Below are 1,310 nucleotides of genomic sequence, written 5' to 3'. Positions count from 1 at the left end.
GTCATAAGGCTAACAAACGGCTCAAGAGGGATTGCCAACGCGTGGCGGCTTTAGTGCAAAATTGAAGTTCAGAGTTTACGGTGTATTTTTGAGTCTGGCGGTGCGTTGTCAACCCCTTAGCCGGGCGTTATGTAAAGCGGGTAAAATTGGTATTATTCTGTTTTTGCGATCTCTTAAGCCATCGTTCCGTATCGTCGGCAAAATTCGTTTTTTCTGTCCCGATTCTTTGCCTAATTTAGCCGTAAAACATGCCAAGATTTGTGAGTTGCCTCATTTAGTTTCAGGGTTGGTTCGTGGTTGGTTGTGCAGGCTCAAAGTGTGGAAAGGGCAAGGTTAACGATAGTCAGTCTTTGTTGATGGTTTCTTTCGTTAAATTTCCTTGGCTTAACGGCATTTTTAGTCGCTGATAATCAGTATCCACCGTTTGTTGCGGCTTGGTTTGTAACATTGCTGACTTCGCAAATTCGTGAACACTGTTGGGTTCTTTTGTTTTGGCTAATTCTTCGGTCGTACAGGCTTGGTTTTTCATGGTAACTTTGGCTTATGTAACTGAATTTACATAACAAAGCATTTAAGACGGATTCGCAACGCTTGGCGGTTTTAGTGTAAATTCAGTTTTTGCGTTTTAAGTGGTTTGTCGAGGTATAGGTGCTTAGCGTCGCTCACCACTTAATGCGGCGTTATGTGAATGGAGGTCAAAATGTCTTCTGTGCCAAGAAATAAGGATGAATTGGAGTTAGCTATAAACTCAATATTTCCGAAACTCATGGCTGACTATCGTTCAATTCCGGAAAGCAAAGCTCGCAAATCTGGAGTAGAGGGAAACGTCAAAGGTACAGTCATTAGCGTTAGTGATACAGTGGCTTACTTGATTGGTTGGGGAAGACTCGTTCTTAAATGGCATCACTTAAGATCTCAAAACCAACATGTTGATTTCCCGGAAACTGGTTATAAATGGAACCAATTAGGTTCACTCGCTGAAAGCTTCCACGAAGAGTATTGTGAGTGGAAATATGACGATTTACTCATTGAGCTTGAGTCTACGGTTAACGAGATACTTTTACTCATTTCAAGCTTAAGTGACCATGATTTGTATGGTGTTGCGTGGTATGAACAATGGACTTTGGGGCGCATGATTCAGTTTAATACATCGTCACCTATGAAAAATATGCGTACAAAAGTTCGGCGTTTCAATCGAGAATTCACATAACAAACAATTTAAGTGTGATTCGGCACGCGTGGCGTTTTTACTATGCGTCGGTTTTAGTGATTATGGTGGTTGCGGCAGCATCTGTATTGCGTGCCTCACA

3 protein-coding genes are annotated in these 1,310 nt (G+C 41.9%); 2 read left to right on the top strand and 1 reads right to left on the bottom strand.

Annotation, left to right across the window (positions count from 1 at the left end):
- Window positions 1–100: 100 nt before the first annotated feature.
- Window positions 101–337, top strand: a complete 237-nt coding sequence (locus NB504_RS17685; RefSeq protein ID WP_194634049.1) for a hypothetical protein — start codon at window positions 101–103, stop codon at window positions 335–337.
- A 6-nt stretch (window positions 338–343) separates the two neighbouring features.
- Here the strand turns inward: NB504_RS17685 and NB504_RS17680 are convergent, their stop codons facing one another.
- Window positions 344–529, bottom strand: coding sequence for a hypothetical protein (locus NB504_RS17680; RefSeq protein ID WP_176312756.1), 186 nt, complete (start codon window positions 527–529; stop codon window positions 344–346).
- Between the two features lie 171 nt (window positions 530–700).
- Here NB504_RS17680 and NB504_RS17675 point away from each other — a divergent pair, with 171 nt between their 5' ends.
- Window positions 701–1,210 carry a ClbS/DfsB family four-helix bundle protein gene (locus NB504_RS17675; RefSeq protein WP_194574542.1) on the top strand — a complete coding sequence of 170 codons (510 nt, stop codon included), beginning with the start codon at window positions 701–703 and terminating at the stop codon, window positions 1,208–1,210.
- Window positions 1,211–1,310: the final 100 nt, after the last annotated feature.

This window comes from Vibrio sp. RM-69-4, assembly GCF_024743775.1.
In the GTDB taxonomy this organism is placed as follows: Bacteria; Pseudomonadota; Gammaproteobacteria; order Enterobacterales; family Vibrionaceae; genus Vibrio; species Vibrio anguillarum.
Note: the sequence above shows the minus strand (reverse complement) of the source record. Positions and strands in the feature narration are given on the sequence as shown.